This window comes from Stenotrophomonas sp. SMYL86 (assembly GCF_036320025.1).
Taxonomy (GTDB): Bacteria; Pseudomonadota; Gammaproteobacteria; order Xanthomonadales; family Xanthomonadaceae; genus Stenotrophomonas; species Stenotrophomonas maltophilia_A.
Genome location: NZ_JAWIRU010000005.1, coordinates 172,680 through 196,943, shown reverse-complemented (window position 1 = coordinate 196,943; position 24,264 = coordinate 172,680). Strand labels below are relative to the sequence as shown.

General features: G+C 64.5%; 25 protein-coding genes and 1 tRNA gene. 15 read left to right on the top strand and 11 right to left on the bottom strand.

Annotation, left to right across the window (positions count from 1 at the left end; genetic code table 11):
• Positions 1–56 precede the first annotated feature (56 nt).
• The 6 genes from V3B64_RS08395 to V3B64_RS08370 all read left to right on the top strand — a co-directional run bounded on the left by V3B64_RS08395 (position 57) and on the right by V3B64_RS08370 (position 7,099).
• Positions 57–1,478, top strand: coding sequence for a basic amino acid/polyamine antiporter (locus V3B64_RS08395; RefSeq protein WP_329913936.1), 1,422 nt, complete (start codon positions 57–59; stop codon positions 1,476–1,478).
• A 351-nt stretch (positions 1,479–1,829) separates the two neighbouring features.
• Complete coding sequence (locus V3B64_RS08390; RefSeq protein ID WP_312591154.1) at positions 1,830–3,020, top strand: integrase arm-type DNA-binding domain-containing protein; 1,191 nt, start codon at positions 1,830–1,832, stop codon at positions 3,018–3,020.
• 343 nt (positions 3,021–3,363) lie between these two features.
• Positions 3,364–3,621 (top strand): DNA-binding protein, encoded by a 258-nt coding sequence (locus V3B64_RS08385; protein ID WP_197603007.1) that lies wholly within the window; start codon positions 3,364–3,366, stop codon positions 3,619–3,621.
• A gap of 2 nt (positions 3,622–3,623) precedes the next feature.
• Positions 3,624–5,852 carry a VapE domain-containing protein gene (locus V3B64_RS08380; RefSeq protein WP_329913935.1) on the top strand — a complete coding sequence of 743 codons (2,229 nt, stop codon included), beginning with the start codon at positions 3,624–3,626 and terminating at the stop codon, positions 5,850–5,852.
• 508 nt (positions 5,853–6,360) lie between these two features.
• Positions 6,361–6,861 carry a hypothetical protein gene (locus tag V3B64_RS08375; protein ID WP_197603003.1) on the top strand — a complete coding sequence of 167 codons (501 nt, stop codon included), beginning with the start codon at positions 6,361–6,363 and terminating at the stop codon, positions 6,859–6,861.
• Positions 6,854–7,099, top strand: a complete 246-nt coding sequence (locus V3B64_RS08370) for a hypothetical protein (RefSeq protein WP_197603001.1) — start codon at positions 6,854–6,856, stop codon at positions 7,097–7,099. The genes V3B64_RS08375 and V3B64_RS08370 overlap by 8 nt, the downstream gene beginning before the upstream one ends.
• A 22-nt stretch (positions 7,100–7,121) precedes the next feature.
• Here the strand turns inward: V3B64_RS08370 and V3B64_RS08365 are convergent, their stop codons facing one another.
• Positions 7,122–7,403: a CRISPR-associated protein Cas2 gene (locus tag V3B64_RS08365; RefSeq protein ID WP_312591156.1), complete on the bottom strand. Its 282-nt coding sequence runs from the start codon at positions 7,401–7,403 to the stop codon at positions 7,122–7,124.
• A 312-nt stretch (positions 7,404–7,715) separates the two neighbouring features.
• Here V3B64_RS08365 and V3B64_RS08360 point away from each other — a divergent pair, with 312 nt between their 5' ends.
• The 4 genes from V3B64_RS08360 to V3B64_RS08345 all read left to right on the top strand — a co-directional run bounded on the left by V3B64_RS08360 (position 7,716) and on the right by V3B64_RS08345 (position 10,419).
• A complete protein-coding gene (locus V3B64_RS08360; protein ID WP_197602997.1) occupies positions 7,716–8,441 on the top strand; it encodes a hypothetical protein in 726 nt (241 codons plus the stop codon).
• Entirely contained in the window at positions 8,434–8,715 is a 282-nt protein-coding gene (locus V3B64_RS08355; protein ID WP_312591157.1) for a hypothetical protein, read from the top strand. The genes V3B64_RS08360 and V3B64_RS08355 overlap by 8 nt, the downstream gene beginning before the upstream one ends.
• A gap of 222 nt (positions 8,716–8,937) precedes the next feature.
• Positions 8,938–9,444 (top strand): hypothetical protein, encoded by a 507-nt coding sequence (locus V3B64_RS08350; protein ID WP_312591158.1) that lies wholly within the window; start codon positions 8,938–8,940, stop codon positions 9,442–9,444.
• Between the two features lie 108 nt (positions 9,445–9,552).
• Positions 9,553–10,419 (top strand): DNA methyltransferase, encoded by an 867-nt coding sequence (locus V3B64_RS08345; protein ID WP_197602996.1) that lies wholly within the window; start codon positions 9,553–9,555, stop codon positions 10,417–10,419.
• Here the strand turns inward: V3B64_RS08345 and V3B64_RS08340 are convergent.
• Together V3B64_RS08340 and V3B64_RS08335 are read right to left on the bottom strand one after the other, a co-directional pair.
• On the bottom strand, positions 10,367–11,254 hold the full coding sequence (locus V3B64_RS08340; protein WP_197602995.1) for a hypothetical protein: 888 nt from the start codon (positions 11,252–11,254) through the stop codon (positions 10,367–10,369). The two genes, V3B64_RS08345 and V3B64_RS08340, sit on opposite strands and share 53 nt — an antisense overlap.
• Before the next feature lie 225 nt (positions 11,255–11,479).
• On the bottom strand, positions 11,480–11,941 hold the full coding sequence (locus V3B64_RS08335) for a hypothetical protein (RefSeq protein WP_312591159.1): 462 nt from the start codon (positions 11,939–11,941) through the stop codon (positions 11,480–11,482).
• 91 nt (positions 11,942–12,032) lie between these two features.
• Between V3B64_RS08335 and V3B64_RS08330 the strand changes: the two genes are divergently transcribed.
• A complete protein-coding gene (locus V3B64_RS08330; RefSeq protein WP_197602993.1) occupies positions 12,033–12,320 on the top strand; it encodes a helix-turn-helix domain-containing protein in 288 nt (95 codons plus the stop codon).
• Between the two features lie 83 nt (positions 12,321–12,403).
• Here the strand turns inward: V3B64_RS08330 and V3B64_RS08325 are convergent.
• The 8 genes from V3B64_RS08325 to V3B64_RS08290 form a co-directional block, all read right to left on the bottom strand.
• A tRNA-Asn gene (locus V3B64_RS08325) sits at positions 12,404–12,480 on the bottom strand.
• 22 nt (positions 12,481–12,502) lie between these two features.
• Positions 12,503–12,997 (bottom strand): 23S rRNA (pseudouridine(1915)-N(3))-methyltransferase RlmH, encoded by a 495-nt coding sequence (gene rlmH, locus V3B64_RS08320; RefSeq protein ID WP_329913934.1) that lies wholly within the window; start codon positions 12,995–12,997, stop codon positions 12,503–12,505.
• A 64-nt stretch (positions 12,998–13,061) separates the two neighbouring features.
• Positions 13,062–13,472, bottom strand: coding sequence for a ribosome silencing factor (gene rsfS, locus V3B64_RS08315; protein ID WP_005418109.1), 411 nt, complete (start codon positions 13,470–13,472; stop codon positions 13,062–13,064).
• 58 nt (positions 13,473–13,530) lie between these two features.
• Positions 13,531–14,196 carry a nicotinate-nucleotide adenylyltransferase gene (gene nadD / locus V3B64_RS08310; protein WP_329913933.1) on the bottom strand — a complete coding sequence of 222 codons (666 nt, stop codon included), beginning with the start codon at positions 14,194–14,196 and terminating at the stop codon, positions 13,531–13,533.
• A 3-nt stretch (positions 14,197–14,199) separates the two neighbouring features.
• Positions 14,200–15,237 (bottom strand): DNA polymerase III subunit delta, encoded by a 1,038-nt coding sequence (gene holA / locus V3B64_RS08305; protein WP_032128985.1) that lies wholly within the window; start codon positions 15,235–15,237, stop codon positions 14,200–14,202.
• 9 nt (positions 15,238–15,246) lie between these two features.
• Positions 15,247–15,831, bottom strand: coding sequence for an LPS assembly lipoprotein LptE (lptE, locus tag V3B64_RS08300; protein ID WP_121504588.1), 585 nt, complete (start codon positions 15,829–15,831; stop codon positions 15,247–15,249).
• A 136-nt stretch (positions 15,832–15,967) separates the two neighbouring features.
• Positions 15,968–18,610 (bottom strand): leucine--tRNA ligase, encoded by a 2,643-nt coding sequence (leuS, locus tag V3B64_RS08295; RefSeq protein WP_121504589.1) that lies wholly within the window; start codon positions 18,608–18,610, stop codon positions 15,968–15,970.
• Positions 18,611–18,715: 105 nt separating this feature from the next.
• A complete protein-coding gene (locus V3B64_RS08290; protein WP_049463216.1) occupies positions 18,716–19,318 on the bottom strand; it encodes a DUF998 domain-containing protein in 603 nt (200 codons plus the stop codon).
• A gap of 125 nt (positions 19,319–19,443) precedes the next feature.
• Between V3B64_RS08290 and trxA the strand changes: the two genes are divergently transcribed.
• The 4 genes from trxA (at position 19,444) to V3B64_RS08270 (ending at position 24,259) form a co-directional block, all read left to right on the top strand.
• Positions 19,444–20,301 (top strand): thioredoxin, encoded by an 858-nt coding sequence (gene trxA, locus V3B64_RS08285; RefSeq protein ID WP_049398690.1) that lies wholly within the window; start codon positions 19,444–19,446, stop codon positions 20,299–20,301.
• A 107-nt stretch (positions 20,302–20,408) separates the two neighbouring features.
• Entirely contained in the window at positions 20,409–22,109 is a 1,701-nt protein-coding gene (locus V3B64_RS08280) for a FecR domain-containing protein (protein WP_329913932.1), read from the top strand.
• Positions 22,106–23,731, top strand: a complete 1,626-nt coding sequence (locus tag V3B64_RS08275; RefSeq protein ID WP_032128979.1) for a CHASE2 domain-containing protein — start codon at positions 22,106–22,108, stop codon at positions 23,729–23,731. Before V3B64_RS08280 ends, V3B64_RS08275 begins: the two co-directional genes overlap by 4 nt.
• Positions 23,732–23,806: 75 nt before the next feature.
• Positions 23,807–24,259, top strand: coding sequence for a DUF4442 domain-containing protein (locus V3B64_RS08270; protein ID WP_032128978.1), 453 nt, complete (start codon positions 23,807–23,809; stop codon positions 24,257–24,259).
• Positions 24,260–24,264 lie beyond the last annotated feature (5 nt).

Sequence of the window (24,264 nt, the reverse complement as noted above, 5' to 3'; positions counted from 1 at the left end):
GTTCACGGGCACATGGCTACCGTATGCACGCGGCATCACCGCCGCAGGGGATCTGCATGGCCGCAACTTCGCAACGCCTGGGCCTGCCCGCGTTGACTGCACTGGTGGTCGGCTCGATGGTCGGCGCCGGCATCTTTTCATTGCCGCAGAACGTGGCGCGCAGCGCCGGGCCTGCCGCCGCGCTGATCGGCTGGGCCCTGAGCGGCGCGGGCATGCTGATGCTGGCCTTCGTATTCCAGGCCCTGGCCAACCGCCGGCCTGATCTCGATACCGGCATCTACGCATACGCACGCGAAGGCTTCGGCAACTACATCGGCTTCTCCGCTGCGTGGGGCTACTGGGTCGCCTCGGTGCTCGGCAACGCCAGCTTCTTCGTGCTGATCTTCAGTGGCCTGGGCCACTTCATGCCCGTGTTCGGCGAAGGCAATACCCCGGCCGCCGTGGCCGCATCCTCATTGCTGTTGTGGACCGTGCACCTGTTGGTGCTGCGTGGCCTGCGCACTGCCGCCATCGTCAACGGCCTGGTGACCGTGGCCAAGTTGCTGCCGATCGCCCTGTTCCTGGTCCTGGCCGCCGGCGCGTTCCGCATGGACGTGTTCCGCGCCGATTTCCTCGGCGCGCCTGCACTCGGCGACCTCGGCCAGCAGCAGCGCGGCATGATGCTGGTGACCGTGTGGGTGTTCATTGGCATCGAGGGCGCCAGCATCTACTCGCGGCGCGCCGCACGCCGTGCCGACGTGGGTCGCGCCACGGTGATCGGCTTCCTCGGCGTGTGGCTGCTGCTGGTGCTGGTCAGCCTGTTGTCGATGGGCGTGCTGTCGCAGGCCGAACTGGCGGGGTTGCCCAATCCGTCGATGGCCTACGTGCTGCAAGCCATTGTCGGCGAATGGGGCGCGACGGTGATCATCATCGGTTCGATCATCTCCGTTCTCGGTGCATTGCTGGCCTGGGTGCTGCTGTGCGCCGAAGTGCTCTATGCCGCCGCGGGTGACGGCACCATGCCGGCCTTCCTGGGGCGTGAGAACGCGCGCAGCGTGCCGGCCAATGCACTGTGGTTGAGCAACGGGCTGATCCAGTTGTTCCTGCTGCTGGTGCTGGTCAATTCCGGCAGCTATACCGGGCTGGTGCTGCTGGCCGCGTCGATGAGCCTGGTGCCCTACTTCCTGTCCACCGCGTTCGGTGTGCAGCTGGCCTGGCGTGGGCAGGCCTATGCCGGTGAACCAGGCGTGCGCTGGCGCGATTTCGTGGTCGCACTGCTGGCCAGCGCCTATGCGCTGTGGCTGGTGTATGCCGGTGGCCTGGACAACCTGCTGCTGTCAGTGCTGCTGTACGTGCCCGGTGTGGTGCTGTTCGCGCTGACCAGGCGCCAACGCGGCGAACAGGTATTCACGCGTTGGGAGGGGGTGCTGTTCGCTGCGATCCTGATCGTGGCGATCGCCACGCTGGTGGCGTTCTGGCGAGGCAATCTCGCGCTGTAGACCCGAGCCCACGCTCGGCTGGTTCATCCGCAGCAGCCGAGCATGGCTCGGCTCCACAACAGCAGTCGCGCAACCTCGACGCTACAAAGACGCAAAAAAAAACCTGCATCTCGCGATGCAGGTTTTTCAAGGTGGCGCCCGAAGTTGGACTCGAACCAACGACCCCCTGATTAACAGACGGCACGAATAGGCTTTGCCGTGGCTTGATTCCTTGGGCAAAAACAGGCTTACGCCGTTGATTTTACACGACATTATGGCGGTGAGTCTGAGGGTTTGAGCTTGCACAGCTTTGCGCTGTTGTGCGCAAAAACCGTGTTCAGACGGTGTCGCAATCGTCGAGGAATCCAACCCATGAAAGCAAAGATCACTCAGGCGCTCGTCGAGCGGGCGCCGACGGTGGAGCGTGGCCGCACTGTCCTGTATGCCGACCCCGAACTGCGGGGTTTCTACCTGATCGTGTCCAACACCAAGCGCTCCTACTACACGCAAAGCCTAGTGCGCGGGCGGCAGGTGCGCACCAAGATCGGGGAACACCCCGCGCTGGCAGCAAAGGATGCGAGGGCGCTAGCTGCCAAGACGCTGGTCGCCATGCGCGCGGGTGTCAATCCGACCGAAGAGCGCAGGAAAGCACGGGCGCGGGGCATGACACTACAGCAGGCGCTGGACCTGCATATCTCGGCAAAGAAGCTGTCGGCGAAGACGGTCGAGGGATATCGTTACAACTGTGGTCAGTACCTGTCCGACTGGTTAGACATGCCACTGGCCGAACTCGGTGCAGATCGTGCTGGCGTGCGTGAGCGCCATGCGCGCATCACCAAAAAGAACGGCGCTACCACCGCCGACGCGGTGTTCCGCATCTTCCGTGCCGTGTACAACCGCGGTCTGCGTGAGCATCCCGACCTGCCCGCCAACCCGGCCATGAATGTGGACTTCCATGGCCAGAAGCGCAGGAAGGTGGACGTCGAGGCGGATCGCCTGAAGGCGTGGGGCAAGGCAGTGTTGAGCCTGTCACCTGTCAGGCGTGACCTCAATCTGTTCATGATGCTGTCGGGGATGCGGCGCACGGCTGCCTGCGAGTCCAGCATGGAGCACATCAGCGAGGAAGGTAGTGCCCTGCATGTTCCCTCGCCCAAGGGTGGTGCCGCCCGTGCCTTCGACCTGCCATTGTCATCCGCGCTGACCGACTTGGTCGCCCACAGGATCGCCGCCAACACTGCAATCAACAGGCGGAGTCCATGGTTGTTTCCTTCCGACAGCAAGAGTGGGCACGTCGCCGAGGTACAGCAGCCTGAACTGGACGGACTGACGGGGCATGCGCTACGCCATGCCTATGCTTCCCTAGCATTGCAGGCTGGTATCCCGCTGCTAGAACTGAAGTTCTTGCTGAACCATAGCGCCTCCAGCGGCGGCGTCACCATGGGATACCTGCACCCTTCGCTCGACCACCTTCGCGAACATCAAGAGAAGGCTTCCGTCTACATCCTCGACGCGCTGGGCCTGATTCACGAACCCGGAGCGTGGCCGCCACGGCTCAGGGAATAGCCACGCGGTCTCACCAGGTGGACCGTGTCGCTTCCGGGGGCTTCGGCCTTGGCGCTGAGCAGCCCGAGGCCTTCGGAAGCGACACGGAGCCGCCTGAGCATGCTGACAAAGCAATGGTTTCCTTGGCTTTGGTTAGCAAGTAATATCGAGCCAATCCTGGTCAGCAACTGACCCGGAGGATCGTCGGCGATTGCTATGGCGATCAGAAGTGCCATCGGTGGCAAGAACAGCCGAGCCCCCCTCCGAATGACAACGGGTGGACAAGGGGCCTATCTGCGGCGAAAGGCTGCGGAGTCTCCGGCGACATGTCGTCGCTGCGAGAACGGCTGACGAGGAGACCACCGTGGCCAATCCACACGAGCCCAAACGGCTCAATCCCCAAGAGCTATCTGAGCTGCATGCCCTGCCTGACGACGCCGTCGTCACCAGCATCGAGGCTGCCGCCTTCCTGCGCCTGACACCCCGCACGCTGGCCTGGAGCCGTACGCAGCGCCCTGAAAGCCATCCGCCACACTTGGTGGTCGGGTCGCGCACAGTCCGATACCGCATGGGCGACCTGCGAGCCCACATGAAGCGCCGTGGCGCTGATATGGGGGGCTGAGCATGGACATGAAAGAAAACGCCCGCGGGCAAGGCGGGCGCAAGGATATGACTGACCAGCAGACGGAGCTGTCCAAGGCTCACGGGAACAATGATGCCGCCAACCCACTCGCACTGAAGCCACTGTTCGCGCCCATGCGGGCCTACGTCGAGGCAGGGCATTGCCTCATCCTCCTGCATCGCGGCGACAAGCGGCCGATTTCAACGGGCTGGACACGCGCCCAGACCGACCCCGCCGAAGTATTGGCGCACGCGGAACGCGACGGGCTGAACGTGGGCGTCCGCCTGCGCCCAATTGACCTCGTCATCGATGCCGATCCGCGCAACTACCCTGCAGGCCGCGATAGCCTGGCTGAACTCGCCAGCGACATCGGCCTGCATTTGGATGCGTGCCCGCATGTAATGACGGGCGGCGGTGGCCACCACTATCACCTGCACAAGCCCGCAGACATGCCCATCCTTGGCACGTTGGCAAAGTACCCAGGTGTCGAGTTCAAGACGGCAGGCCAGCAGGTCGTGGCGGCAGGTTCCGTGCACCCCAATGGCAAGCGTTATGAGCCCGAATTCTTCCTGACTGGCCTGGATGAAACGCCGCAGGCGCCAGATTCGCTCCTAGAGCTGATCCGTAGACCAGAACTACAACAGGGAGCGGATGTAGAACTGTGGGGCCAACTCACCCCAGAGATGCTTGCCTCAGCCCTGGAACATCTCGACCCGAATAACTTCCGCGAACATGAGGAATGGCTCAACCTGATGATGGCATGCCATCACGCCACTGCTGGTGAGGGTCGCGAGCAGTTCATCGACTGGAGCACCGACGACCCCGAATACTCGGATCATCGCCACATCATCGGGCGCCGCTGGGATTCACTGCATTCGGCAGGGCGCGCAGGAAAGCCGATCACCGTGAAGTACCTGCACAAGGTGGTGCAAGCCGCGGGTGGGACCGTGCCACATTCAGCCCCAGAAGAGGACTTCGACATTGTGCCGTTCGAGGGCGAGCAGTTGCCTGCGATGAGGCGCACTGACGCTGGCAAGATCGTCAGCAACTTTCCGAACTGCCTGAAGCTGATGCGTCACATCCGCGACCAGCTTGGCTTGGCTTATGACGAGTTCGGCGGGTCAACGCATCTCACGGCACCAGAGTTGCCATGGACAGTGGACGTGGGTCGCAGGCTGGACGACGACGTGGTGCGTCGCATCCGCCAGTATTTCGTCGAGGCTACTGACGCAAACTGGACCAAGGACGACATCCTGGAGGCAGCGCTCACCATTGCTCGCGAGAACACCGTGCATCCAGTCCGCGACTACCTGGATGGCTTGACCTGGGATGGCGTGCCCCGCATCGACAAGCTGCTGGTGACGTATGCAGGCGCGATGGACAATGCCTATGTTCGCGCCATTGGTGCCAAGACCTTGATTGCTGGGGTGAGGCGCGTTCACCAGCCTGGTTGCAAGTTCGACAACGTCATCGTCCTGGAAGGAAGCCAGGGAAGCGGCAAGAGCTCTTTCGTCAAGCTGTTGTCGCCGCACGTCGAGTGGTTCTCTGACTCACCAATCGGCAATACAGAGTCAAAGGATGCACCCCTGTCATTGCAGGGACGCTGGATCATCGAACTAGGGGAGATGTCCGTTCTGTCCAAGTCGGGCGTCGAGGCACTCAAGGCGTTCGTGTCGAGCAGCATCGACCATGTCCGTCGCCCGTATGGTCGCATACATGAGGAATTACGGCGTCAGTGCATCTTCATCGGCACCACGAACCAGGCGACGTACCTGAAGGACCAGACAGGAAACAGACGCTTCTGGCCCGTGAAGGTTGGCATTATCGACCTGGATGCCTTGGTGGCTGATCGCGACCAGCTCTGGGCAGAAGCTGCTGCCAGGGAGGCGGAAGGCGAGTCACTGTTCCTGCCACAGGACCTGTGGGAGATGGCAGCCATCGAGCAGGAAGAGCGTGTTTCCGAAGACCCATGGGCTGATATCTTGCGCGCCTATGTTGATCGCAAGATCGTCTGGGTTGGCGATGAAAATTACAAAGAAGTCGAGCCGATGGATCGTGTGCATACAAGCATGCTGTTGACCGATGCGCTACAGATTCCCGCAGGAAGCCTGCGTCCTGAGCACACACAGCGCCTGAAGATCGTGATGGAGAAGTATTTGGGCTGGGAACACAAGAGCAACGTGCGCGTTGGACATGAGGGGAAGCAGGGGCGCGGCTACGTGAGGCCATGACATGAGGATGGGCGCTGCCCTGGCTGCTGACCATCAGTGGCCATGGGCAGCGCCCGAAAGCCTTGTGCTGCAATACTCGTTGCTCTGTTGCTTCTGTTGCTCTTGTTTAATTAAGACCTGAAACAGGAAATCCTTGGTCAGATTCAGGATCGAGGGCCAGACAGCTCTGGCAGTTAAAGCAAATCGAGCGCAGCAGCAGCAACGAAGCAACAAGCCTTGCTGCACAAGACTTTCGGGCCACCTGACACAGCAGCAAGGGAGTGCAACAGGCATCGAAGAGGCGAGTGCCTGGTCGAATGTGGTGGGCGTGGCGCCAATGCAGAGAATGCGTCGGATCGTCGTCCAACTGCGCGCCAGACCTCTCCCTCGCGCGTGGACTCAGGCCATCTAATCGGGGTTCGGGTAGCCCATGCATCCCAAGCGATTGATCGGCTTGCATAAGTGCTGGCGTGCCTCGCGCGTATGACACGGCACGATCAGCTTCAACACCATCTTTCGGGATTCGGACATGGCCACGAAGAAGTTCACCCCCGAGGTGCAGGAGGTCTTTCTCCAGGTTCTGGAGGACACAGCTTCGCCAAAACAGGCGGCCCAGGTGTGTGGCATCTCCAGGCGCCTCGCGTTCGAGTACAAGCAGAAAGACCTGGGTTTCAGGCGCCGTTGGGAGCAGTCCATCCAGATCGCAATGGATGCCCTTCTGGAAGAAGCGTATCGGCGCGCCGTGGTCGGCGTGGACGAGCCAGTCATCTACCAAGGCCAAGTCTCAACAGAACGCGACCCACACACAGGCGAACAGCGCGCGCTCACAGTGAAGAAGCACAGCGACCGCTTGTTGGAGGTGATGCTCAAGTTCCACTACGGCGACGAGATGGCCGAACGCCTGCGCGTCAAGGTCGAGGACACAGGCCTGTCAGCAGATGGGCTGCTGCGTATGCCTGCCACTGAGCGTGCGCAACTTGTCGCCCTACTGGGCAAATACAACGCGAACAAGGAGCAAGACGATGAGTGAGAACCTGACGGTGGCCGAGGCGCTCCACCAGGCCGCGCAGATTGAGGGCATGCTCGACGCGATCGAGGGCACCTCGCCCGATGCGGTCCAGGCGATGGGCGGGCGCGACGCCCTTGCCCGGCGCAGCGAGATGACCTGCATCGGCCCGGTGCCGCGCCTAGACGCCGAAACCTGGGAGCGTATGTCGCAAGAGTACGAGGGGCGGCGCGAGCATATCAGCATCAATCGCGGGCACTAACGGTCACGCGGTCGCCCCCCTTCTATTTGAACCACTGATCCTTGATATGGTTCGAGACCTCGTTGCTTAGATTCTGCCAAGCTGCATCGTTATCGGTGGCATCGACCACGAAGATGGAGTCGTTGCGATCCATCGTTGCCCAGACCTTATCGCGAGCCTGGGCTGCTGTGTAGCTGGAATTGACGTACCAGACAGACTTATGGATCTTCGCCCACGAGCCTAGGGCTTTAATTGCCTCAATAACCTTCGAGTAATCCTGTCCTGGGCTGTACAGGTCGTACGACACAATCAGATTGTTCGCCATTGTTTGGCTCCCCGTGTGCATCGGTTTGATGCCAGTAAATGGAACCACGAGCGCGTCGCAAATCCTGCGACGACTTCAACCCTCTAACATTCCATCGGCGGGCGGCGCGACGCCAAACCCATGATTCGCAAGCCGCGGTGACGGCGGCGGCTTCGAGGGAAACACGTCCGGAGAACGATGGCATCCGCGCCCAACGCTCCGCGACACATTGCAGGCATCCGGTCAGCGCATTGGCGCGCAGACCACCCCACGGCTGGGGATGCGCTCGTGACAGGCGACCGGAGGACCACAACCCACCGGAGCACACGAGCAATGAAGATCGAACTCAGCGACACCCCCCTCCTCAGCACCCAGCAGATCGGCGAGCTCGCCTCGACCCTGGACCTGCTGCACAAGCGCACCCTCGCCGCGATCGAGCGCCTGAACAAGGACATCGCGACCCGCAAGCAGCAGATCGCCGCGCGCTGGAAAAGCGCCCCCGGCATCGGCATGGCCGACGTGGCGCGCTTCGCCGAGCACGAGACCCTCGCCAGCGTCCGCGAGATCAAGGACAACTCCAAGGCCGAGCTGGACAAGATCATGAAGGAGGCCGGCGCGCCGCACGCACAGGTGGTCGGCCAGCGCCAGTTCTACGACTCCCCGGCGAAGGTCCTGGCCCGCGCGGCCCTGGGCGACCCCAAGCGCACCGAGTACCTCCAGCAGCTCCAGCACGCCGGCCCCGCCGAGCTCGGCCACATGGCCCAGGTCGCCGTCGGCACGCGCAACGTCGCCTTGGCCTCCGCCGTGCTGTCCCTGATCGACCGCATGCCCAGCAAGGACCGCCCGGTCGGCCCGGCCGAGCTGGCGTCGGCGATGAAGCAGGACGACTTCCTGAAGGTCCAGGAGTACATCAAGCTGGGCGACGCGCGCCTCCAGGGCATCCTGGTCGCGATCCGCGCCTGGCGCGCCGGCAAGTCCAACCCGCTCGGCTCGCTGCAGCTCGCCATGCGCGAGCGGGAGATCGACCACGACCTGATCGGGGGCGACGGCGATGACTGATCGACGCGCCCACTACCCGCCGTGCCACCCGGCGATGCTGGCACTCGCCGCCCTGGTCGCGGCGATCCAGCACAGGTGCGACCCGTTCCCCGAGCTGGAGGCGGTCGCCGCCCGCAACGGCGTGGCGGTCGGCTCTGAGGAGTTCGACGAGGCCGCGGCGCTGGCCGGACAGCCCTACTGCCGCGCGCTGGACCTGTATATCGACCGCGAGACCAAGCGCAGGGCGGAGGCCCTGGGGTTGGGGATGGCGCACCTAGCCTTCCTCACGGCCTGACCTGAGCAAACCCGGTCGGGTTGGTTAGGTGCGCAGAGGGTAACGGGTGGCCCGGCCGTGTTTCGGAGGGGATGCTGCAACGGCATTCCCTTCTTTTTCATGGACTTAAGAATTCCTACCCACCGACGGGCAATTAGAACCCTCAATTCTGGGCCTACCCCGGCTCCCTTATCTCACCCGGCGCGACACGATGTCCCTACAACCCAACCGTAGGTGAGTACCGTGAAACTGGAAGACATGCCGACTAAGCAACTGCTGGCACTGTACAACCGAATCGCCGACAAGCCCGCCGGCCCCAAGACATTCGCGACCCGGGCGAAGCTCGTGGCCCGGATCGAGCAAATCGCGGCAGACAAGGACATTCATCTGTCGTCGTCCGGGCAGCCGAAGATGCCCGAGGTGGCCGCTAAGCGCGCAGAGCCGAAGGCCGACGTCGCCGAGCGGCCCGATGCCTCCGATAAGAAGTCCCAAGGCAAAGGTATCGGCGCTCTCGCACGCGCGATCCTGATGGACCCGGCGGGCTATTCGCACGCGGTGGTGGCCGAAATGGTCAACGCGCAGATCGACGGTGCGGCGACTACGGACAAGTGCGTCCGCTGGTATGCCAACGAGATGAGGAAAAGAGGTGTAAACGTTCCGTCTCGACGCCGCGCGCGACGGCTCACCAGCCAGCTTAAGGATAGCGCAGAGCAAGCACAGGCCATCGCTTTCCTTAGCGCGAGCCGTTGATCTCGACATGCCGCACGTGTGCTTTCGAGCGTCAAAAGTCTCCCAAGGGGCTTCCGGAATTCCGTTCGTTTCTTTAAACTGCAAGTTGAGCTGAGGAGTTGATCTTAAATGAGTGCAATTGTGGCCCGCGACGTCAGTGCGCCCCCCGTCGGTGGATCGAAAAAGAAGCCAAAAAAGACTGCCCGTGTCAATGGGGGTGTTGCAACTAATGACTTAGTTCACTCGGCGTACGTTGACTCCAACGATGCGGTATTCCCGCACATTCTCGACATCTATGTACCGCAAGGAGCGCGCATCGCTGACGTCACGTACGGCCGAGGCGTCTTCTGGAAGCGAGTTGACTTGGCCAACTATGAAGTTCTGTTCAGCGACCTGAAGCGTGATGGAATCCCTGAATTTGTGCGAGGCGGAGTGGATGCGAGGAAGCTCCCGTATGGGGACGCCACTCTGGATGCCCTCATCTTTGACCCACCGTACATGCATACCCCGGGGGGCACTGCACACAATGGTCATCAGAACTTCGAGGCGTACTATGCGAACAATGCCGAGCAGAACCCGCAGGTGATTGAAGAAATATGGCGCGAGACTTCAGGCAATCCGCCCAAGTATCACGAAGCTGTCTTGGATTTGTACTATCGCTCCGCCCGTGAGGCTCTTCGCGTTCTTAAGCCGGAGGGGATCTACGTAGTCAAATGTCAGGACGAAGTCTGTGCGAACAAGCAGCGTCTAACCCATGTAGAGATAACGAACGAGCTCGAGCGGCAGGGCTTTGTAGTCGAAGACCTTTTCGTTGTAATACAGACGATGAAGCCAGGAGTTTCTCGTTTAAAGACCAAGCAATATCACGCCAGAAAGAACCATTCCTACTTCATGGTTTATCGAAAGCCAAAAGTGAAGAAGCCTCGAAAGACCAAGAACGCCATCAACCTTGAGTTAGGGCATCCCACTCGAAGAAAAACTCGCCAAAAGGTTTAACTACGAGCGGCGGGAAGTTCCGACCGAGCTTCTCGTACGCCGCTGGCATGTCCAAATAGTAGACACGCTTCAATTTAGCGATGTAAAGCTGGTACAACCGCCATTGCTCAGGCAAGCAAATTTCCATCACATCACGCTTCTTACTATCAGTCTTCGTCTCAGCCAGCAGCACCGGAGTGCCCATGAACCGGTCGGTACCGAATACACCATCCAGTAGCCTCTGGTGTGCCCAGAGCATGATCGCGCGCTCACGAGTGGAGGTTTTGATGGGCATGTGGAACTTCTGAGCGTTTTTACCCAGGTCAAATATAAAGTCTGTGGGGAGCTTCGTGTTCTCTTCATCCAGGCTCAGAACCTGTATGGAATTTGTGGGACGAACACCCACGCGCCATGCGAAGAAGCTAGCAATGAAGTGCTCGAAGTATGTACCTGGAGTCTTCTGATCACCATTTTTCAACAAATCAATAGCCGCACAAAACGAGATCGCCATACTGTATAGAACCCGCGTTATCGTGGCTGCATCTGTCTTCCCATTGAGGTTCGCACCCGGCGTTAGTAGCGCACTCAGCGCCTTCCACTGCGCCAGATCAGGCACATACAGACCTACATTAATGGCACGTGAGATGCGCTTTCCATTGTCATGCGCGATGTAATTCTTACCTGCGACCTTCGAATCAAGTTGAACCGATTTAAATCCTGCTAGATACGCGAGACTTTCGGCATACAAGTCGGTAATGATCTGGGTCATCGCTGCCGAGTCATGGCCATTCCTGACCTCGGCCTTCAGGTCTTCGTATGCCTGCTCCAGCTTGGTACCGACCTTCTTCTTCGCCATTACCAACTCTCCTCCCGCGTCTTGAGAGAGGATAACGGATTGACCCCATGCTAGGGAATTGGTTGTCTGGCCGTGCCCAGTAAAGCCTCCGATCAAGATACTCCAACACTCCATGCGCGAGATCGTGGGAACCAGTGTCTTAGTCCTCACCCGCCGGAACCATCGTAAACCTGGGCGAGAGCGAGGACCGGCTATCGCCGTGCATTTCATCGCAACAGTCCAGAACTATAGGCATGCACCCGACCACGCGTCAGCGATGTTGTCCCGGCCCTCAAGGATCACGCTCTTACCGCTGGACACGAAGCGGCGGAAGCCCGCGTACCCGCCGAACTCGTTCTTTGCGTTGACACGACCGCAGGCGGCGACGCCAAACTCCTCGGTGTAGTTGGCGCGCACGTCCCGGAACTGCGCGGAGTCTGGGTCCTTCAGCTCGCCCCTCACCGCGCGTTCGGCGGCCGCGATCGTCTCGGCGCCGAACCACTTCTCCTGCTGCGCCTTCTTCTCCGCAGCCGTCATGGGGCGCTCCGACTCAGGCTTCGGGGCCTCCGCCTGTTGGGCCTGCTCCTGCGGCACCTCGGCCACTACTGTGGGCGCCTTGGCAACTGCGGGCTCGCTGCGCGACACCAGCCTCGACCCGACCCAGGCCAGAACCGCCAGGACGACCAGAAGAATCCCTATCCGTTTCATGCACTCCCCCAGAGCCAATGTAATTAAATAGTCTATTTTGGACTAATCCAACACGGACTCTAGCGTGCGGTGAACTTCATGTCACCGCACGATGTCTCAATCGACCCACAACCGCGATTACCAACTCCTGCTGGCCGTCCTGAAGGCGGCCCGCAAGCGGGTGGGCGTGACGCAGATCGAGCTGGCCGAGCGCTTGGGCAACACGCAGACCTTCGTGTCCAAGTGCGAGCGCGGGGAGCGGCGCATCGACGCCGTTGAGCTGGTGGAGTTCGCCGAGGCCATGGGGGTCGCCCCGCAGGAGCTGCTGGGCGAGTACCTGGGGCAGCGTGGACATGCATCGTCACCGAAGACGCGGAAGGGATCTAAACAGCGAGGGTGACGCTTCTGTGTTGCTTTCGTGTTTTCAGCAACCCACAAAAGACGAAGGCCGCGACTATGCGCGGCCTAAGTGCTTGTAATTCATGGCGCCCGAAGTTGGACTCGAACCAACGACCCCCTGATTAACAGTCAAGTGCTCTAACCGGCTGAGCTATTCGGGCAGACGACTAGTATAACCACTCTTCACGCGCGATGGTAGGGGTGATTGGCAATCATTGCGGCAGCCCGATACAGCTGCTCGGCCACCACCAGGCGCACCAGCATGTGCGGCAGCGTCAGCGGGCCGATCGACCACTTCTCATCGGCCAGCGCGGACACCTCCGGCGAATGCCCTTCCGGGCCACCGATCAGGAACGCCAGGTCCCTTCCCTGCCCGCGCCAGTGTTCCAGGCGCTGTGCCAGCTGTTCGGAACTCAGCTGTCGCCCTGGCACATCCAGCGCCACTACATAGGCATTCTTCGGCAGCGCAGCGATCACCCGCTTGCCTTCATCTTCGGTGGCGCGGCGCGGATCGCGCCCCTTGCCACGCAGGCCGGGCTCGATTTCCACCAGCTCGAACGGCAGCCAGTGCGACAGCCGCTTCTGGTACTCGGCGAAGCCCTGCGCCACCCAGCTGGGGGCGCGTTCACCGGTGGCGATCAGGCGGGCTTCCCGGGGGGCGATCCGGCGGGATTTCATCACCGGCCCTCCACAGCGTCGAGGGCGCCATCGGCGCCGTCGAAGGGATGCATCAACGCGTGGCTCAGGCCACTTCGTCGTCGCTGGACGGCGGCTGGTCGCCGACGGTCCACAGGCGCTCGAGCGCGTAGAACTCACGCACGCGCGGCAGCATCACATGGACGATCACGTCGCCCAGGTCGACCAGCACCCACTCGGCTTCGCGCTCGCCTTCCACGCCCAGCGGCATCACGTCGATGTTCTTGGCGAAGCGCACGACTTCGTCGGCAATCGACTTGACGTGGCGGGTCGAGGTGCCCGAAACGACGATCATGTAGTCGGCAACGCTGGACCGGCCGCGCACGTCGATCTCGACCAGGTCCTTGGCCTTCAGGTCTTCGGTGGCTTGGCGGACGCTGGCCAGCAGTTCCGGCACGGACGGCGGCGGGCTGGGCAGATCGACCTTGATGGTCTGGGGCTGGGTCTGGTTGCTCAAAGTGGATCGACTCGATAAACGTGGGGGCGATTATACGGGGATGGCGCCGCTGCGCCATTCACGGCCTGCCCGGGCGGTACAGCCCGTGTGCAGCCACATAGTCCGCCACGCCGGGTGGCAGCAGGGCGCGCCAGGGGCCGCCGGCGGCGATCTGCGAGCGCACGGCGCTGGCCGATTCCTCGCGCAGCGGGTGGTGCAGGCGCAGGATGCGCCCGGCCGGGCTGGCGAACAGGGCCTGCTCGGTGTCGGCCCAACGCCCTTCCAGCGCCCGGCCCAGCTCGCCATCCACCGCAGCCTGCAACGGACTACCCGGGCGCTCCGCCACCACGAAATGAGCCAGCCCGAACAGCGCCTCCCATTCGTGCCAGCTGGACAGGCCAAGCAGGCTGTCGGCGCCGACCAGCCAGGCCAGCGGCCGGCTCGGCCCCAGCTCGCCGCGCAGCTCGCGCAGGGTGTCCACGGTGTAGGACGGCCGACCGGGGAAACGTGCCGCGCGATCCAGCTCGCGCCGGTCCAGCAGCAGGCCCGGTTCGTCGCCGATGGCCAGCGACAGCATGCTGCAGCGCTGCTCGGCCGTGGCGCCGGGCACGGCACGGTGCGGCGGATCTGCGGCCGGCAGCATGCGCACGGCAACCTGCAGTTCATCACGGGCAGCCCGCGCGATCGCCAGGTGCCCGAGGTGCACCGGATCAAAGGTGCCCCCGTAGTAGATCCGCAGGCTCATTGCTCAGGCCCGCGCCAGCAGGCGCACGGCACGCGGTTCGGCCACAGCCACCAGCAGGCGCTCCAGCGCCAGCCAGGCGTCGCCGTCGGCGCGCCCCTTGGCGATACGGTCGACCAGTCCCGCTTCAGCCACGAAGCGCTCCCAGCGCTTGCTTTCCGGATGCCGCTGCAGCGCGCGCTTGTACGGCGCCTGCCGCGATTCCCAGATGCCGCGCGATTTCATTTCGGCGGCCAGGTTGCCACCCCGGGCCTGCACCCGGGCCAGGCCAGCACCGGCCAGCAGCTCGCGGATCACCATCGGCATCAACGCAGCCACCGCCTCACCCTCGCCTCGCAGGCCGGCCAGCATGCGCAGCACCGCCGGCGGTTGCCCGGAGAATGTCGCCTCCACCAGCCGGAACACGTCATAGCGGGCGGCGTCGGCCACCAGCGACTCCATGCGCTCCACATCCAGCGGCTGGCCATCGGCCAACAGCGCCAGCTTGTCAATTTCCTGGGCGGCAGCCAGCAGGTTGCCTTCCACCCGCTCGGCCAGGCGCTGCACGGCGGCCGGGTCCGCGCGCAGGCCCTTGCCACGCAGGCGGCGCTCGATCCAGTCCGGCAGTTCGTGCGGCTTGATCGCCCACGCCACCGACAGCACGCCGATGCGGTTGACCGCTTCGGCCCACTTGCCCTGGTGCGCCTTGCTCCATTCGTTGGCGGTGATCATCAACACCACGTCCGGCGCCGGATTGGCGCAGAACTGGCTGATCACCTCGGCACCGTCCTTGCCCGGCTTGCCGCTGGGCAGGCGCACCTCGACCAGGCGACGGGCGCTGAACAGGCTGGGGGCATTGAAACTGGCGTCGAGCTGGTTCCAGTCGAAATCACGCCCATCGGCGTCGAACACTTCACGTTCGCCAATGCCCGAGGCGCGCGCACGCGCGCGGATGGCGTCGGCCGCCTCCAGCACGCGCAAGGTTTCCGGGCCGGCAATCAGGTAGACCGGCGCCAGCGCGGTATCAGCGCCCTGGCTGGCCAGCTGCTCCGGACGCAGTTCCATGCGCGCGGCTCAGTGCTTGGCTGCGGGGACCGGCTCGGCCGGTACCGCGCCTTCGATGGGCTTGTCCTTCGGCGCCGACAGGTTGCCGCCCTTCTCGATCTCGGCACGCACCACGCTGTCGATGCGGCGGATGATCGAGGCGGACATTTCCCGGCGCAGTTCATTGGCCAGGATTTCACGTTCGGTGGTGGTACCGGTGGCGTCGGTCGGCGGCGACACGTAGTCGCGCGACAGCTCGATCACCTGCTGGGGCACCAGTTCGCTGCCGTCTTCGCGACGGAAGATGAAGATCACCGCGTAGCGCAGGCTGTATTCCTGCGCACGGCCCTGCGAGTCGATGGCGATCGGCAGGTCGCCCCAGCGCTCGGACAGTACCTGCAGCTGGGCGCTGGGCTCCTTGCTGTCCTCATCGGCCAGCCTGGCGCCGGAGGCCAGCAGGCTGCGGTTGAGCAGCTTGACCAGTTCGCTGTACGGCGCAGTGGAAACCACCTTCACCGGTGCCGTGTCGGTCGGCAGCATCAGCTTGTTGCGCAGATGGAAACCGCAGCCGGCAAGGCCGAGGACAAGAACGAGGGCAAGCAGGATTCGGGTCATGGAGACAGTCTGGCGGAGCCGGGCGATCACGGCAACACACAGCGTGCCCGAAGCCGCGTGAATGCAGGGCCATCAAACGCCGGGCCCTGCACCGGAATGGTACCGGCCACCACGCGGGTGGCCGGTACGGGGTACATCAGGCGGCGACGATGTTCACGATCTTGCCCGGCACGATGATGATCTTGCGCACCGTCAGGCCTTCCATGAACTTGGCCGCGTTGGGCTCGGCCAGGGCCAGTGCCTCGACCTGCTCGCGCGCGGCGTCGGCTGCCACGTCGATGGTGCCACGCAGCTTGCCGTTGACCTGCACGGCCAGGGTCAGTGCGTCGCGCACCAGCGCACCGGCATCGGCCTGCGGGAACGGCTGGTCTTCCAGCAGGGTCTCGCCATGGCCCAACACCTGCCACAAGGCATGGCTGGCGTGAGGGGTGATTGGGTTGAGCAGCAGCACGATGGCCTGCAGCGCTTCCTGGCGCACCGCGCGCCCCTGCGCGCTGCCGTCCTCGAACTTGGCCAGCGCGTTCATCAGTTCCATCACCGCGGCAATGGCAGTGTTGAAGCTGTGGCGGCGGCCATAGTCGTCACCGACCTTGCCGATGGTCTCGTGGGTCTTGCGGCGCAGTGCCTTCTGGTTGGCATCCAGTGCTGCAACATCCAGCGCCGGAGCGGCGCCATCGGCAGCATGCTTCTGCACCTGGGCCCACAGGCGGCGCAGGAAGCGGGCCATGCCATCCACACCGGCTTCGTTCCACTCCAGCGACTGTTCCGGCGGCGCGGCGAACATCGAGAACAGGCGCACGGTGTCGGCGCCGTACTTGTCGACCATCGCCTGCGGGTCCACGCCGTTGTTCTTCGACTTGGACATCTTCTCGGTGCCACCGACCACCACCGGCTGACCGTCGGCGATCAGGGTCGCGCCGGTGATGCGGCCGCGCTCGTCGCGCTGCACTTCCACATCGGCCGGGTTGATCCAGTCCTTCGAGCCATCCGGGTTCGGGCGGTAGTAGGTCTCGGCAATCACCATGCCCTGGCACAGCAGATTGCGCGCCGGTTCGTTGCTGTCCACCATCCGCGCGTCGCGCAGCAGCTTGTGGTAGAAGCGGAAATACATCAGGTGCAGGATCGCGTGCTCGATGCCACCGATGTACTGGTCGACCGGCAGCCAGTAGTTGCCGCGCTTGTCGACAGCGTCACGGGCACCCGGCGAGGTGTAGCGGGCGTAGTACCAGCTCGACTCCATGAAAGTGTCGAAGGTGTCGGTCTCGCGCTCGGCCGCACCGCCACATTCCGGGCAGGTGGTCTTGCGCCATTCCGGATCGGTTTTGATCGGCGAACCGGTACCCGAGAATGCCACGTCCTCCGGCAACACCACCGGCAGCTGTTCTTCCGGCACCGGCACCGCACCGCACTTGGCGCAGTAGATCACCGGAATCGGGCAGCCCCAGTAGCGCTGGCGGCTCACGCCCCAGTCGCGCAGGCGGTAGTTGACGCGGCGCTGGCCCTGGGCCTTGCGCTCGAATCGTTCGGCCAGGGCTTCGAAGGCACCCTGGAAATCCAGGCCATCGAACTCGGCCGAGTTGACCAGCTCGAAGGCACGGCTCTTGTCGCTGTACCAGTCCTGCCAGCGGCTGCCATCCCAGGTGCGCTCTTCTTCGGTGCGCGCATCCTTCAGCGCGATCACCTGCTTGATCGGCAGGCCGTACTTGTTGGCCACTTCGTTGTCGCGCTGGTCATGACCCGGCACAGCCATCACCGCACCGGTGCCGTAGCCCATCAGCACGAAGTTGGCGACCCACACCGGCACCGGCTCGCCGGTGACCGGATGCAGCGCACGCAGGCCGGTGTCCATGCCGCGCTTTTCCTGGGTTTCCAGTTCCGCCTCGGACACGCCACCCTGCTTCAGGTCGGCCAGCATCGCGGCCAGTTCCGGGTTGTTCTTCGCCGCATGCAGCGCCAGCGGATGTTCGGCGGCGATCGACACGAAGGTCACGCCCATCACGGTATCCGGACGGGTGGTGAACACGCGCAGCGGATCCAGCACGCCGCCGTCAACGTCACGTACGTCGAACTGGATTTCCAGGCCCTCGGAGCGGCCGATCCAGTTGCGCTGCATGGTCTTGACCGAATCCGGCCAGCCGTCCAGCTCGTCCAGGCCGTCCAGCAGTTCCTGGGCGTAATCGGTGATGCGCAGGAACCACTGCGGAATCTCGCGCTTCTCGACCAGGGCGCCGGAGCGCCAGCCGCGGCCGTCAATCACCTGCTCGTTGGCCAGCACGGTCTGGTCGACCGGGTCCCAGTTCACCACCGCATTGCGGCGGTAGGCCAGGCCCTTGCGCATCAGGCGGGTGAACATGCGCTGCTCGTGGACGTAGTAGTCCGGGCGGCAGGTGGCGAACTCGCGCGACCAGTCAACGGCATAGCCCATGGCCTTGAACTGGCCACGCATGTGCTCGATGTTCTTGTAGGTCCAGGCCGCCGGTGCGGTCTTGTTCTTGATCGCGGCGTTTTCCGCCGGCAGGCCGAACGCGTCCCAGCCCATCGGCTGCAGCACGTTGTGGCCGGTCATGCGCTTGTAGCGGCTGATCACGTCGCCGATCGTGTAATTGCGCACGTGGCCCATGTGCAGCGCACCGGACGGGTACGGAAGCATCGACAGGCAGTAGTACTTCGGCTTGTCCGAAGTCTCGTCGACTTCGAAGGCACGGGTGGCGTCCCAGTACTGCTGGGCGGCGGATTCAACCTGCTGCGGGTCGTAGGCGTTGGTTTCAGCGCTGGTCATGGAACACGCGGATGCGGCGGCAAAGCGGTACAGCGTACCGCAGTGCGGCAAACGTCTCCAATCCCGCCCGCTGAAGGCCGGCTCCGCGAGCGCCCGAGGCCGGTCTCAGCGCGGCCGCGACAACGGCAGGGCCAGGGCCAGCCAGGCCGTCCAGCAGGCGAACGCAAGCCGTTGTGCCAGCGGCGCCGCCAACACGCCCTGCAGGGCAAACGCCGCCAGCGCGGCCAGTACGCCACAGGCGAGCGCCACTGCGCCCAGCGCGCGGCCATGCGCCTGGCGCAACTGCGACGTGCCCAGCAACAGGGTCCCGGCAACGAAACCCAGCACCCAGATCATCCAGGCGCTGGCATGCAGCTGGCTGGCCGGCCCGTGCAGGTCATCCACATCCAGCGGCAGCAGCCCCATCGCGGCGAACGCCAACCCGGCCAGCAGCAGCATCTGGCTGCCCACCCGGGGCGCCCAGCCGGCGGTTGCCGGCAGCCCACGGCGCAGGCACTCGGCCACAACCACCGCCAGCAGGCCCGGCAGCACGAAGCCCAGCAGATTGAAGGCCAGCGCATGCGGCACCCCCTGTGCTCCCAGCAACGCCACCGGGTGGCGAGCCTGTGCGTAGCCTTCCAGGCCGGCGCCGAAACCGAGCACCGCCAGCACGAACAGCAGTGCGGCGACCAGACCGGACAGGCGCAGCAACGGGGACAGGGACGACATGCAGGCTCCGGAAAGGACGGCGACAGGAAGGCGGCATTGTCAGGCATTTACTACAACCCGGGTTGAGACCGGCATCGATCGTCACCATAGAATCAGTCTCCAGACGCCAAACGATGCTTTCCCCCATGACCGAGACGACCTACGTATTCGACGCCACCACTGCGACCTTCGAGGCCGAAGTCCTGCAGAAGTCGCTGCAGACGCCGGTGCTGGTCGACTTCTGGGCCACCTGGTGCGGGCCGTGCAAGACCCTCGGGCCGATGCTGGAAAAGCTGGCTGTCGAGTACAACGGCGCCTTCGAACTGGCCAAGGTCGACGTCGACAAGGAACAGCAGATCGCCGCCGCCTTCCAGATCCGCTCGGTGCCGACCGTGTTCCTGGTCAAGGGCGGCCAGCTGGTGGACGGCTTCCCGGGGGCCATCCCGGAAGGCCAGCTGCGTGAATTCCTGGCCCAGCACGGCATCGTGCCGGCCGACATCGGCGACGCCGTCGCCGAAGACGAAGCGCCGCTGGACCCGCAGGCGCAGGTGGACGTGCTGCGCGCGCAGATCGCCGCCGAGCCGGACAAGGACGAGCTGAAGCTCGACCTGGCGCTGGCCCTGCTGCAGATCGGTGGCGTGGATGAAGCCGGTCTGCTGATCGATGGCCTGCCCGCCAACCTGGCCACCGACGACCGTGCCGTGCGTGCACGCGCCCGGCTGGCCTTCGCCTCGGCCCTGAAGGACGCCCCGGCCGCCGAAGTGCTGGACGCGCGCATCGCCGCCGATGGCAAGGACCTCAAGGCACGCCACCTGCGTGGCGTACAGCTGCTGCTCGGTGGCCACGACGAAGCCGCGCTGGCCCAGTTCCTGGAAATGCTGCGGATCGACCGCACGTTCGAGGACGGACTGCCGCGCAAGGCCCTGATCGACGCCTTCAATGTGATCTCCGACGAGGACCTGGTCGGCCAGTACCGCCGCCGGATGGCCTCCCTGCTGTTCTGAACGGGAACCCACTTCGTTCAGAATCCCTGCACTGAACGCGGGCAATAATGCGCGGGATGGCGGCCGTACGGTCGCCACGATCCGTTCGGGGGGATGAGGTCGGGGCCATGGGGTCTTGCAGCTGCGCCCCCGCATTGCCGGGATTGCAAACTGTGACCTTCGTCCGCTCGCTGTCGTTCGCCATGCGCTTCCAGGGCGCGCTGCTCTGCGCTCTTCTCTTCCTGCCGGCCATGGCCGCCGCCCAGGACTGGAACTACCGGGTCCGTCCCGGCGATACCCTGTGGGATCTGGGAGGCCTGTACCTCAAGCCCTCGGTGCGCTGGCAGCAGCTGCAACAGCACAACCGCATCGACAACCCCTACCAGCTGCCACCGGGGCAGCTGCTGCGCTTCCCGATCAGCTGGCTGCGCATCGAACCGGCACCTGCCCGCGTGTTGTCGGTGCGCGGCAAGGTCGAACTGTCAGGCGCCGATGGCAGTGCCTCGCGCGCGATAGTCGCCGGGGAACAACTTCGCATCGGTGACACCGTGCAGACCGAAGGCGACTCCAGCGTCACGCTTGAATTCGCTGACGCCTCGCGCCTGCAGCTGCGCGAGTACTCCCGGCTGCGCCTGGACCAGCTCAGCCGCTACGGCCACACCGGCATGGTCGATACCCGCCTGCGCCTGCAGCAGGGCCGCGCCAGCAATCGGGTGACACCTGCCCGTGGCCCGGCCTCGCGCTACATCATCGATGCACCTACGGCGACCAGCAGCGTGCGCGGCACCGTCTTCCGGGTCAGCGCCGGTGACACCGGCCAGGTGGCTGCCACCGAAGTACTGCAGGGCAAGGTGCAGGTCGGCAACACCCACGGCAAGCGCCTGGTCCAGCCTGGACAGGCCAGCCGCAGCAGCAGCGCCGATGCCGCACCGGACGCTGTCTCCGCCCTTCTTCCAGCGCCGCAGCTGCGTAGCGACGAGGTGCGCCTGGCGCCCCTGCCGACCCTGCTTGCCTGGGACCCCGTCGACGGCGCCGCGCGCTACCGCGTGGAAGTTGTACAGGCAGCGACGCCGGAAATCCTGCTGTTTGCCGCCACCACCGCCGACACCCGGCTGGCGATCGGTGACCTGCCCCCTGGCCAGCTGCGCATCCTGTTGCGCGCGGTGGATGCACAGGGCGTGGAAGGCCTCGACGCCAGCGCCGATTTCGAACTCAGCGACCAGCCCCCGCCGCCGCTCACCGTGGCCCCCCTGCATGGGCAGACCGTCAACAGTGACCGCCCGCGCTTCCGTTGGAGCCAGGCGCCGGGCGCGCGCAGCAGCGTGCTGCAGATCGCCACCGAGCCGAGCTTCGTGCAGCCACTACAGGAACAGAGCACCCCAGGTACCGACCTGCGCCTGGCGCAGCCGCTGCCGCCCGGCGAGTACTTCTGGCGGGTGGCGTCGCGCGACGGCAACGGCCATCAGGGCCGCTACGGCCAGGCCCTGCCCCTGCAACTGAGCAATGAACCGGTCGACCCTGCCCTGCAGCCGCCTGAGGCCGCGCATGGCGAACTGACCCTGCGCTGGCAGGCCGGCAGCGAAGGCCAGCAGTACCGGGTGCAGGTGGACCGTCGTGGCGACTTCAGGGCGCCCCTGGTCGACCAGACCGTGAGCGAGCCGCAGGTCAGCTTCAAGCGGCCGTGGAGCGGCACCCTGCATGTGCGTGTGCAGTACATCGACGACGATGGTCATGCGGGTGAGTACTCACCGGCCCAGCAGATCAAGCTGCCCTGCCGCCTGTGCTACGGCGCCGGTGGTGGCGCCCTGCTGCTGTTGCTGTTGTTATGAGGCGCTCGCCGCTGCCGTGGCCGAAGCGGATCCTGCTGGCACTGCTGGCCGGGGTGCTGACGGTGATCGCCAGCCAGGGCCAGTGGCTGTGGCGACAGGACGAAGCGGCCTACGACGCCATGGTCGGCAACTGGGACTACCGCCCCGACCCCAGCGTGCTGATCGTGGCCATCGACGAGGGCAGCCTGCAGCGCATCGGCCAATGGCCCTGGCCCCGCTCGATCCATGCCCGCCTGCTCGACCGGCTGACCGATGCCGGTGCCGAGCGCGTCGCACTGGACCTGATGCTGTCCGAACCTGATCGTCGCGACAGCCGCCAGGACGATGAACTGGCCGCCGCGATACGCCGCAACGGCCGGGTGGTGCTGCCGGTACTCGCGGCACCGGCCGCCGGCGACCGCATGGCCGAGGAAATGCTGCCGATTCCGCAGATCGCGGCCAGTGCCGCAGCGATCGGCCACACCGATGTGGAAGTGGATGGCGATGGTGTCGCGCGCGGCGTGTACCTGCGTGCCGGCATCGGCCAGGCCCACTGGCCAGCACTGGGCCTGGCGCTGGCCGACCTGCCGGCGGGCGCGGTGCACGGCCTGCCCGACCCCGACCCGGAGATCGGTTCGCCCTATCAATGGCGGCGCAACGACTACGTGCGGGTGCGTTATGCCGGACCGCCCGAACGCCTGCCGCAGGTGTCCTATGCCGATGTGCTGGATGGTCACGTGGACATGGCGATGCTGCACGGCCGCCGCATCGTGGTGGGCATGACCGCCAGCGGCATCGCACCGCGGCTGCTGACCCCGACCACCCGCGAGTTCTGGATGAGCGGCAGCGAGTACCAGGCCAACATCGCTTCGATGCTGCTGCAGCACAAGCAGATCGACCTGCTGCCCCGCCTCGGGCAGCACGCCATCAGTGGCGTCCTGGTGGCACTGTGCGTGATCCTGCTCGGCCTGCGCCTGCCATGGCTCGCGGCGCTGTGCTCGCTGCCGCTTCCACCGCTGCTGAGCTGGCTGCTGTTGCGCGCCGGTGACCTGTGGTGGGCACCGGCCAGCGCCATGCTGGGCATCCTGCTGGTGCTGCTGGCCTGGGCGACCTGGCGCGTCTCGGCCTGGCACCGCCTGGCCAACCGCGATGCGCTGACCGGTCTCGGCAATCGCCTGCGTTTCGAGCAGTCGCTGCAACAGGAATGCGATGCCGCGCGACGCAGTGGCAAGTCCTTGAGCCTCGCACTGATCGACGTTGACCATTTCAAGCGCCACAACGACCGCCACGGCCATCAGGTCGGCGACCGCGTGCTGCGCGATGTTGCACGCCTGATCGGTGCGCATGCGCGACGCCCTCGCGACATGGCCGCGCGCTACGGTGGCGACGAGTTCGCACTGGTGCTGCCCGATACCCCGGCCGAGGGCGCGCGCCAGGTCATCGAGGACCTGATCGCCTGCGTGCGCGCACTGCCGGCGCCCGGTGACGGCAGCGAAGCAGGCGTCACCCTCACCATCGGCGTGTTCACCCGCGTACCCGACGGCACGCTGCAACCACACCATTTCGTCGAAGGCGCCGACACCGCGTTGTACCAGGCCAAGGCCAACGGCCGCGACGGGTATGTCATCGACGGCGAGGCGTGACCCTCGCCGCCCGGGGTGCAACATACGCATGCGAATGGTTAGACTGGGCGCCTCGCCCTGCGCCCCCGGACCCGCATGAACGCCCGCCTGTTCCGCTTCGGTATCAATCTCTGGCCGCCGTTCCTGTTCACCGGCATCCACGTCACCCGGGTCTCGCCGGACTACCGGCAGATCGACGTCGAACTGCGCATGCGGCCCTGGAACCGCAACTACGTCGGCACGCATTTCGGCGGCAGCCTGTTCGCGATGACCGATCCGTTCTGGATGCTCGGCCTGCTGCATATCCTTGGCCGCGACTACTACGTGTGGGACCGTGCCGGCGCCATCGATTTCCTCAAGCCCGGCAGAGGCACCGTACGTACGTCGTTCCGCATCGATGACGCACTGCTGGACGAACTGCGCGCCGAAGCCGCCGCTGGTGACAAAGTGCTGAGATGGTTCAGCAATGATGTCGTCGATGAAAGCGGTGAGGTGGTCGCCCAGGTGCGCAAGCAGGTCTACCTGCGGTTGAAGCCACACGCACGCTGAGCGCG

What these genes read in the sequence shown, in the direction of transcription:
- lptE (WP_121504588.1), bottom strand. Translation starts at nt 15,831, where the DNA reads ATGACCCGAATCCTGCTTGCCCTCGTTCTTGTCCTCGGCCTTGCCGGC.
- V3B64_RS08340 (WP_197602995.1), bottom strand. Translation starts at nt 11,254, where the DNA reads ATGGCGAAGAAGAAGGTCGGTACCAAGCTGGAGCAGGCATACGAAGAC.
- V3B64_RS08275 (WP_032128979.1), top strand. Translation starts at nt 22,106, where the DNA reads ATGAGGCGCTCGCCGCTGCCGTGGCCGAAGCGGATCCTGCTGGCACTG.
- V3B64_RS08380 (WP_329913935.1), top strand. Translation starts at nt 3,624, where the DNA reads ATGGACATGAAAGAAAACGCCCGCGGGCAAGGCGGGCGCAAGGATATG.
- rlmH (WP_329913934.1), bottom strand. Translation starts at nt 12,997, where the DNA reads ATGAAATCCCGCCGGATCGCCCCCCGGGAAGCCCGCCTGATCGCCACC.
- V3B64_RS08355 (WP_312591157.1), top strand. Translation starts at nt 8,434, where the DNA reads ATGACTGATCGACGCGCCCACTACCCGCCGTGCCACCCGGCGATGCTG.
- nadD (WP_329913933.1), bottom strand. Translation starts at nt 14,196, where the DNA reads ATGAGCCTGCGGATCTACTACGGGGGCACCTTTGATCCGGTGCACCTC.
- V3B64_RS08335 (WP_312591159.1), bottom strand. Translation starts at nt 11,941, where the DNA reads ATGAAACGGATAGGGATTCTTCTGGTCGTCCTGGCGGTTCTGGCCTGG.
- leuS (WP_121504589.1), bottom strand. Translation starts at nt 18,610, where the DNA reads ATGACCAGCGCTGAAACCAACGCCTACGACCCGCAGCAGGTTGAATCC.
- trxA (WP_049398690.1), top strand. Translation starts at nt 19,444, where the DNA reads ATGACCGAGACGACCTACGTATTCGACGCCACCACTGCGACCTTCGAG.
- V3B64_RS08365 (WP_312591156.1), bottom strand. Translation starts at nt 7,403, where the DNA reads ATGGCGAACAATCTGATTGTGTCGTACGACCTGTACAGCCCAGGACAG.
- holA (WP_032128985.1), bottom strand. Translation starts at nt 15,237, where the DNA reads ATGGAACTGCGTCCGGAGCAGCTGGCCAGCCAGGGCGCTGATACCGCG.
- V3B64_RS08280 (WP_329913932.1), top strand. Translation starts at nt 20,409, where the DNA reads ATGGGGTCTTGCAGCTGCGCCCCCGCATTGCCGGGATTGCAAACTGTG.
- V3B64_RS08375 (WP_197603003.1), top strand. Translation starts at nt 6,361, where the DNA reads ATGGCCACGAAGAAGTTCACCCCCGAGGTGCAGGAGGTCTTTCTCCAG.
- V3B64_RS08330 (WP_197602993.1), top strand. Translation starts at nt 12,033, where the DNA reads ATGTCTCAATCGACCCACAACCGCGATTACCAACTCCTGCTGGCCGTC.
- V3B64_RS08345 (WP_197602996.1), top strand. Translation starts at nt 9,553, where the DNA reads ATGAGTGCAATTGTGGCCCGCGACGTCAGTGCGCCCCCCGTCGGTGGA.
- V3B64_RS08270 (WP_032128978.1), top strand. Translation starts at nt 23,807, where the DNA reads ATGAACGCCCGCCTGTTCCGCTTCGGTATCAATCTCTGGCCGCCGTTC.
- V3B64_RS08290 (WP_049463216.1), bottom strand. Translation starts at nt 19,318, where the DNA reads ATGTCGTCCCTGTCCCCGTTGCTGCGCCTGTCCGGTCTGGTCGCCGCA.
- V3B64_RS08360 (WP_197602997.1), top strand. Translation starts at nt 7,716, where the DNA reads ATGAAGATCGAACTCAGCGACACCCCCCTCCTCAGCACCCAGCAGATC.
- V3B64_RS08390 (WP_312591154.1), top strand. Translation starts at nt 1,830, where the DNA reads ATGAAAGCAAAGATCACTCAGGCGCTCGTCGAGCGGGCGCCGACGGTG.
- V3B64_RS08395 (WP_329913936.1), top strand. Translation starts at nt 57, where the DNA reads ATGGCCGCAACTTCGCAACGCCTGGGCCTGCCCGCGTTGACTGCACTG.
- V3B64_RS08370 (WP_197603001.1), top strand. Translation starts at nt 6,854, where the DNA reads ATGAGTGAGAACCTGACGGTGGCCGAGGCGCTCCACCAGGCCGCGCAG.